Annotated in this window: 9 protein-coding genes; 5 read left to right on the top strand and 4 right to left on the bottom strand. The window is 29.4% G+C overall.

The annotated features are described in order from the left end of the window. Window positions 1–183 precede the first annotated feature (183 nt). Window positions 184–738: a transglycosylase SLT domain-containing protein gene (locus EZH24_RS04180; protein ID WP_137997871.1), complete on the top strand. Its 555-nt coding sequence runs from the start codon at window positions 184–186 to the stop codon at window positions 736–738. A 62-nt stretch (window positions 739–800) separates the two neighbouring features. Here EZH24_RS04180 and flgG read toward each other — a convergent pair whose 3' ends face one another. Beyond that, window positions 801–1,595 (bottom strand): flagellar basal-body rod protein FlgG, encoded by a 795-nt coding sequence (gene flgG / locus EZH24_RS04175; RefSeq protein WP_137997870.1) that lies wholly within the window; start codon window positions 1,593–1,595, stop codon window positions 801–803. Between the two features lie 161 nt (window positions 1,596–1,756). Between flgG and EZH24_RS04170 the strand changes: the two genes are divergently transcribed. The 4 genes from EZH24_RS04170 to EZH24_RS04155 are packed head-to-tail and all read left to right on the top strand — an operon-like array spanning window position 1,757 to window position 5,304. Further along, on the top strand, window positions 1,757–2,680 hold the full coding sequence (locus EZH24_RS04170; RefSeq protein WP_137997869.1) for an Ada metal-binding domain-containing protein: 924 nt from the start codon (window positions 1,757–1,759) through the stop codon (window positions 2,678–2,680). Between the two features lie 34 nt (window positions 2,681–2,714). Further along, window positions 2,715–3,278, top strand: coding sequence for a methylated-DNA--[protein]-cysteine S-methyltransferase (locus tag EZH24_RS04165; RefSeq protein ID WP_137997868.1), 564 nt, complete (start codon window positions 2,715–2,717; stop codon window positions 3,276–3,278). Window positions 3,279–3,288: 10 nt separating this feature from the next. Then, a complete protein-coding gene (locus EZH24_RS04160) occupies window positions 3,289–4,464 on the top strand; it encodes a type III PLP-dependent enzyme domain-containing protein (RefSeq protein ID WP_137997867.1) in 1,176 nt (391 codons plus the stop codon). Between the two features lie 15 nt (window positions 4,465–4,479). Next, on the top strand, window positions 4,480–5,304 hold the full coding sequence (locus tag EZH24_RS04155; RefSeq protein WP_137997866.1) for an isocitrate lyase/PEP mutase family protein: 825 nt from the start codon (window positions 4,480–4,482) through the stop codon (window positions 5,302–5,304). Between the two features lie 74 nt (window positions 5,305–5,378). Here EZH24_RS04155 and EZH24_RS04150 read toward each other — a convergent pair whose 3' ends face one another. From EZH24_RS04150 to EZH24_RS04140, 3 genes are read right to left on the bottom strand one after another with little or no spacing between them, the layout of a single operon-like run. Next, on the bottom strand, window positions 5,379–6,191 hold the full coding sequence (locus EZH24_RS04150; protein ID WP_137997873.1) for a GGDEF domain-containing protein: 813 nt from the start codon (window positions 6,189–6,191) through the stop codon (window positions 5,379–5,381). Window positions 6,192–6,219: 28 nt separating this feature from the next. Further along, a complete protein-coding gene (locus tag EZH24_RS04145) occupies window positions 6,220–7,299 on the bottom strand; it encodes a tetratricopeptide repeat protein (RefSeq protein ID WP_137997865.1) in 1,080 nt (359 codons plus the stop codon). A 3-nt stretch (window positions 7,300–7,302) separates the two neighbouring features. Continuing rightward, window positions 7,303–7,959, bottom strand: coding sequence for an HAD family hydrolase (locus EZH24_RS04140; protein ID WP_137997872.1), 657 nt, complete (start codon window positions 7,957–7,959; stop codon window positions 7,303–7,305). Window positions 7,960–8,169: the final 210 nt, after the last annotated feature.

The following is an 8,169-nucleotide window of genomic DNA, read 5'->3' as shown; positions in this document are numbered from 1 at the left end:
ATATACTATTATTATATTATAATATAGTGGTGCATTGATTTAGTATTATGTTTACTCATATAATTTTTTTATTGCTTTATTATAGCAATATTGTATAATTTAATTATTCAATAAATTCGTTTTATTTATTATCGATTAAAATATTACATACAATAAAATAATTACAATAGAAGGGGTAGATTTATGAAAAGAGTTATAGTATTAATAATGTTTTTAGTCGGAGATTTTAGTTTAGAGACGCATGATTTTAATATCAAGGATTATTCTTCGTCAGACGATTTGGCTGTTATTATAGGGAATATAGCCAATCATTATAATCAAGATTTTTGGTTTATTAAAGATATTTTCGATATTTGTTCGACTTATTATGTAGACCCGCTTTTAATGATTTCTTTGATTAAAGTAGAAAGCGATTTTGTCCCTACGGCTTTATCGAAGAAAAACGCTTACGGATATTGTCAAATAACTCCGATAGCGAATAAGGATATTGACGCGAGATTAAACAGATATAACAAAAGAGAAAATATAATTCTTGGCGTGCGATTTATTAATAAACTCTTAACGATGTTTGAAGGTAATATTGAAAACTCTCTCAGATATTATAACGCTGGAAACGATTATAATAAAAAAGCGGAGTCATACGCCGAAAGCATCAAGAAAGAATATAGAATGCTTAATTTGCTTTATGTTAGAGACCAAATTTCTTACGGAAAAATATACAGAAAAGAGACATTTTAAAAAATATCTCTTTTCTTTATTTATTTAATAACTAAAATAAATTTTCTATAATTTTAAATTATTTATCTTTTTAAATTAACGACAGTCGCAAGCAAATTGTCGCTCGTTTGAACGGCTTTTGAATTCATTTCGTATGCTCTTTGCGCCACAATCATATCCACCATTTCGTCAACCACTTTAACATTCGACATTTCCACAAAGCCTTGATGTATTCTTGGAAAACCGTTAGCTCCCGCCTCGCCCTCGAACGCGGGTCCGCTCGCTATAGTTTCTTTATATAAATTGTCTCCTATTGAAAGAAGCCCCGCCTGATTTATAAATCTATGCAATGTTATATTCCCCAATTCTACGGGTTCGTTTTCGTCTCCAATCGTAACCGAAACTACGCCTTCTCTCGATATATTGATTTTTTCAAGCAAGAAATTTTGAGGAAAAATTATTTCTGGAACTAATCTATAACCGTTTGAAGTTACGAGCTGTCCGTTTGAGTCGACTTTAAAAGAACCGTCTCTCGTATATGAAACCGTTCCGTCTGGCATCAATACTTGAAAGAAACCTTCTCCTTCCAAAGCCACATCCAATTTATTTCCAGTCGCTTGAAGCGAGCCTTGGTCGAACATTTTTTGAGTTGCGGCGCTTTTTACTCCGAGTCCCGTTTGAAGTCCTACGGGAGTCACCGTGTCTTCCGTCGCGGGCGTCCCCTGTATTTTTAAATTTTGATATATTAAATCTTCAAAGTCCGCTCTAACTTTTTTGAATCCTATAGTGTTTACATTCGCAAGGTTATTGGCTATTGTGTCGGTTTTAAATTGCATGCCGTTCATACCGCTTGCCGCTGTCCATAAAGAACGAATCATAATAATTACTCCATAATTTTCATTTTTTAAATTTTCGGTAAATTAAAAATTCGCTTTATTAATTATTTTTTGATATTAAATATAGTTTATTTTAATTATATTATTTATATAGATTACTATAATAAACTATTAGCCTTCGTATCTTGCGAAAATATATTTATATGCATATAATTATAAACGAACAAAAGGTAGCCGTAAAAATGTATTTTAGATATAACAAAATAGAAACCGAATATTTAAAAAGCAAATGTAAAAAACTTGCTTCCGTAATCGACAAAATTGGACATATCAAAAGAACGGTTGATAAAGATTTATTTTCCGCCGTTGTTCATCATATCGTAGGGCAGCAAATCTCAACAAAGGCGCAGGCGACAATATGGCAAAGAATTGAAAACGATTTAAAAGTCGTAAATGCCGATACCATATTAAAAACGGGAATTGAAAAACTGCAATCTTTTGGAATGACTTTTAAAAAAGCCCAATACATAACGGATTTTGCAAACAAGATTAAAAATGGCGAATTTGATTTGGAAGCAATTTGGGAAAAATCCGATGAAGAAGCAATCAAAGAATTATCCGCCCTTAAAGGTATCGGGGTTTGGACTGCCGAAATGATTTTACTTTTTTGCATGGAACGAAAAAATGTATTTAGCTATGACGATTTAGCCATTCAAAGAGGCATTAGAATGGTTTATCGCCATAAGAAAATTACTAAACCTATTTTTGAAAAATATAGAAAACGATTTAGCCCCTATTGTTCCGTTGCAAGCCTTTATTTTTGGGCTATCGCTGGAGGCTCTATTGACGGAATGAAAGATTATGCTACAATAAAGAAAATTAAAAAAAGGAAGCAAAATATTAATAGAGAAGAAAAACTTCAAGCGATAAAAAATAGAGATAAAAACTATGACGGTAAATTTTATTGCGCCGTTAAAACGACAAAAATAGTTTGTCATCCGTCTTGTTCTTCAAGAAGACCGTTAGAGAAAAATATCGAACTCTACGACACACTTGAAGAAGCGATAAACGCGGGTTTTCGTCCTTGTAAAATTTGTATGAAAGAATTTTATAAAAAGAGAAAATAATCGAAGTTAATTTACGATTTTTAGGAGCTAAATTGTGAAAACGAAAGAAAATAAAACATATTTCAAAACGTATTATTCTTCGCCAATCGGAAATATCACTCTCGCTTGCGATAATAAACAAAATCTTGTCGGACTTTGGCTTAAGGGACAAAAATATTTCGGAGATACCGTTGAATATGAAATGTTTGAAAATAATAACCTTGAAATTTTTAAAAAAACTAAAAAATGGTTGGATGGATATTTTAGAGGAGAAAAACCTAAAATTTCGGAACTTTCGCTTGCTCCAATCGGAAATGATTTTAGGCAAAGAGTTTGGCGAATACTTTGCAAAATTCCTTACGGTAAAGTTTATACTTACGGGGAAATAGCAAAAATTATCGCTAAAGAACAAGGCAAGGCAAAAATGTCGGCGCAAGCCGTTGGCGGAGCTGTGGGACATAATCCGATTTCTATTATTATTCCATGTCATAGGGTTGTAGGTTCAAACGGAAGTCTTACGGGATATGCGGGAGGAATAGAAACAAAAATAAAATTGTTAAAACATGAGGGCGTGAATATGGACGGTTTATTTATTCCAAAATATTCTACAGCGCCATAAGGAATAATTTATGATAACAAAAGAAATTATAGAATATTTATCTTGCAGTGCAGATTGTTTTTATATTTATGATGAAGAAATAATTATAAGTCAGATTGAAAAACTGAAATTAAACTTTCATAATATAAAATTTTTATATTCAATAAAAGCAAATCCTAATTTAGATGTTTTAAAATGCATGTTTTTGAACGGTTTCGGAGCTGACGCGGCAAGTTTAGGCGAGGTTATGCTTGCAAAACAGTCAGGGTTAAAAACTGAAGATATTTATTTTTCCGCGCCAGGAAAAACTCCGAATGACATTATAAATTCAATTAATAATTCGGTTATAATTGCGGATAGTTTTTCTGAAATTGAAAATATTAACAAAATTGCATTTGATATGAATATAAATGTTGAAATAGGAATTAGGATAAACCCTAATTTTACTTTTTTAGATGACAACGGATTGCCATCAAAGTTTGGAATTGACGAAGAGCAAATATTTCAAAGTAAAAGCAGATTAAAAAACTATTCTAATATTAAGATTGTAGGAATTCATACTCATTTAAAAAGTCAAGAATTAAATCATAATAGTATTTTTAATTATTATCAAAAAATGTTTGAACTCGCGATAAAATTTCAAAATGAATTTAATATTGCGCTTAGTTTTTTAAATCTGGGTTCAGGATTAGGAATTCAATATTCAAAAGATGAACCTTGTCTTAATGTAGAAGAATTAGCGCATAAAACAAATATTATTTTGAATAATTTTAAAATGAAATATCCAAAAACTAAAATTATTATTGAAACGGGCAGGTTTGTTATTGGAAACGCGGGATATTTTGTAACAAAGGTTTTAGATAAAAAAGTTTCAAGAGGAAAAACTTTTATAATTTTAAAAGATACTTTAAACAGTTTTATGCGTTCAGTATTAACTCAAATTATTGATAAACCAATTGAACCATTATTTACATGCAAAAATTCCTTTCAAATTCTCACTTTCAACAACAATAGCGAATTTGAATGTGTCACTCTTACGGGTAATATTTGTTCACAAGCGGATATTATAGCAAATGATATCAAATTGCAAAAGCTTGACATTGGAGATTTTATTGCTTTAACTAACGCTGGGAGTTATGCTCTGACTCTATCTCCGATAAATTTTTCATCAAAAGAAAAGCCGAAAGAATTTTTTATATCAAAATAATAAAGGAGCGATATTATGATTTCAGAAAAACAAAAACAACAGGCAAATTTTTTTAAATCACTACATCAAAAAGGTAATATGTTTGTAATTCCAAACGCATGGAGTGTCGGCAGTGCCTATATATTTGAGAAAGAGGGTTTTGAAGCCGTTGCGACATCAAGCGCAGGAATTGCGTATAATTTGGGCTATCCCGATGGCGAAGACATATCGTTTGAAGATTTGCTTTATGTTGTTGAAAAAATGACATCAAGATTAAATATTCCTGTATCCGTTGATTTTGAAAGAGGTTACAGCGAAGACCCTAAACAGGTTAAAGAAAACGCGAAACAACTTTTGTTAAAAGGAGCCGTAGGCTTTAATATTGAAGACGGTTTGCCTGACGGGACTTTAAGCTCTATTGATTTTCAGCTTGAAAAAATTAAAGCTCTTGTTGAATTAAAATCGGAACTTGATATTGATTTTGTAATCAATGCAAGAACTTGCGCTTACTGGTTGAATGTTGATGGCGACAAATTAAAAATCGCGACCAAAAGAGGTAACGCGTTTAGACAAGCTGGCGCCGATTGTATATTTGTTCCTGGTGCTATAGATGAAGAAACGGTTAAAAATCTTGTAAATGGTATAAACGCCCCTTTAAATATCATTTTAAACGGAATATTTAATGATTTTGGCAAATTAAATTCACTCGGTGTAAAAAGATTAAGCGTTGGTTCTGGACCGATTAGAAATGTCTGCGAAAGAGCAATAAATCTTGCAAAAGATTTATATAAAGGAGATGTTTCAGAAATTTTGAACTGTAAATTTTCATATAAAAATGCGAATAAATATTTTACAAAGTAGTCCAAAAATTAGTAGAAATATTTACAGAAAGTTTAATATATAAAATACTGTCAGTTAATGATTGCTATTAATTTTTAATTCAATATTATAGATTTATTCCTTCCCGATTGTTTCGCTTTATAAAGAGATTTATCCGCGTTGTCTATAAAATCGTCTAAAGAAATATTTTCTTCTTTAATCGCTCCTCCCAAAGACGCGGTGGCTTTAAGAGAAAATTCTTCCGTTGAAAAATCCGTTTCGCTTATTTTATTTCTTATGAATTCCATCGAACGAAAAAGTTCTTTTTTACTTTTTATATCGAAAACTATAATAAATTCTTCTCCTCCGTATCTTGCGAAAATCGATTTATAAGAAATTTTTTTTAAAGAATCTTTTATAACTTTGACCGCGGTTTTCAAAATATAATCTCCGACATTATGCCCGTAGCTGTCGTTATAATGTTTGAATTTATCCAAATCTATTATCACAATCGAATAAATTTCTTTCGTTTTTTCTTTGTTTAATAAATATCTGAAAACATAGCCTCTATTGTAAATTCCCGTGAGTTTGTCTCTGTTTGCCAAAAACGATAATTTTTCGCTGTAAAGAATCAAAGACAAATGATTGATTAAAATATACAAATATTCTTTTTGGGCTTCGCTTTCTATTACGATAAAACCGAAGTTATAATTTCTTGCGATTAATTGAAATTTAAAACCGTTTTTTAAATCGAATTTATTATTTGAAATATTCCATAAAATAGTTTCGCCGTTTTCTTTATAAAAATAAATGGCAAAATTTTTTATTATTTTTTTTGAATTATTTTCAAAGATTTTGATTATTCCGTCAACCGAAAAAGGCTCGGGAATTTCGTTCAAACTTTTAATGATTTTATTTATTTCTTTTATTTCGTTCATTTTATTTTTTATTTAGACTTTATTTAAAATAAAGACTGTTAATAATATTTTTCGCAAAAGCTATTAAATAATTACTTATATAAACGCTCGAAGATAAAGTTAAAATAATCGATTCTTTATTTTTAATAGCCATAGCCATCGCGTTGAAAGTATAATTATCTTTGATTTTTGAAGTAAAAATTGTCGAGGCAAAAGTATCGTTATATTCTTTTCTATTTTCTATCGACAGAGGCGACACAATAGAATATAATTCTCCGCATTTTATCTTAAAATCGTTAAATATATTATTTATTTCTTCGTTTTTCAAATTTTCTTTTAAGCTCTCATAACTAATCATAATCGATATTGAATTATTTTCATTTTCTATTTTCAAAATTCCGTTTTCAATTTTAGCGTTGAAATTTTCTGGAACGAGCAAATTGAATCTATCGGGATTAGCTCGAATCGGAATCAATCTTCCAGCATAGAAATTCGTTTTTTCTTTTATAGATTTCAAATCGTTTATTCTGTTTAAAATATTATTGTCTTTTTTAACCGTTAAAGCTCTCTCCAAAATATTTATCGCATCGTCATACAAATACATAGCCTTATAAGTTATCGACATATTAATCATGGAAGCTATATCGCCATAATTCAAAGAAATCGCTTTTTTATACTGTTCCAAAGCTTCTTTATATTTTCCTTCCATAGACAAAATAACGCCAAACTGTCCGTAAATCGAAGAATCAGCGTTTCCTAAATTTATTAAACCGTTTATAGTCGCTTTTGCCTCATCGTATTTATAAAGACTCGTAAGCGCTTCTATTTTATTTTCAAGCAAATCTTTATCGTTATTTATATAATTTAATCCTTTATTCAAAATATCGATTACGGCTTTATAATTTTCTTCCTCGTAATAAATATCCGACAAAACCAAATAAGCTTCTTTATATTGCGGTTCTTTTTTTATCAATTCTTCCGCCAATTTTTTCGCGTATTCGAAATTATTTATATCCAAAAAATTATTAATCTTATCAATAATAATTTCTTTTTTTTGAATCTCCACTTCTTTTATAATTTCCGTTATATTTATTTCGTTTTCTAAAATATTATTACTCATTGATTATCTCCATTTTACTGTTAAAAATCCTTCGTTATTGTTTTTCAAAATATATTTTTTAAATTTATTATTAGGATTTACGCATATTTTAGTTTCGGCAAAATTAAGCATTGGTAAATCGCTTATCGAATCGCTATATGCAATATTTTTATGTTTATGATTTGGAAAAATATGCTCGGTAAATAATCTATATCTTTTTGCCGCTCCATAGCAGTTTTTTCCATACATATAGCCCGTGAATTTGTCTCTGAAAGTCCAAAGTTCCGTTCCCATACATTTATCGAATCCTAAATTTTTCGCTATAAATTTCGCATACAATTCAAAACTTGCCGTTATCATAATTAGAGTATATTTTTGACTTTTTAATTTTTTAATTTCGTCCAACGCGTCTTTGAAATATAAATTTGGAATTATAGAATCGGCGAACTCTTTTCCTATTTTTTCTCCAAATTCCACGGTAATATTTTTGAAAATCGAAGCTATTTTATATTTTATTTTATTATTGTCTATGATTTTCAAAAAAAATAAAATTAAATATGGAATAAGTTTGATATAATAAATTATACTTTTTGGATTTTTTTTTAAGTAGAAAATCATAAACGGAACTATAGAATCTTTTTTTATAATAGTTTTGTCCAAATCGAAAAATGCAATCTTCATAACGATATATTTTACTATAAAAATCGGTTTTGTCAAAGGAATTTCGTTAAAAAGATTATGTTAACTTGTTTTAGAATAGAATTTATTTTTATATTTTTTCTATATAGAACTATTGACAAAATATAAAAAATGTATTATACTTATTGTTATAAATAAACTATTACAAAGGAGTAACAAATGGATATTATTTCTAATTTGTCCAACGGCTTC

The sequence above is a fragment of the Brachyspira catarrhinii genome (assembly GCF_005518285.1).
Taxonomy (GTDB): Bacteria; Spirochaetota; Brachyspiria; order Brachyspirales; family Brachyspiraceae; genus Brachyspira; species Brachyspira catarrhinii.
This window is presented reverse-complemented; position numbering and strand designations above follow the sequence as displayed.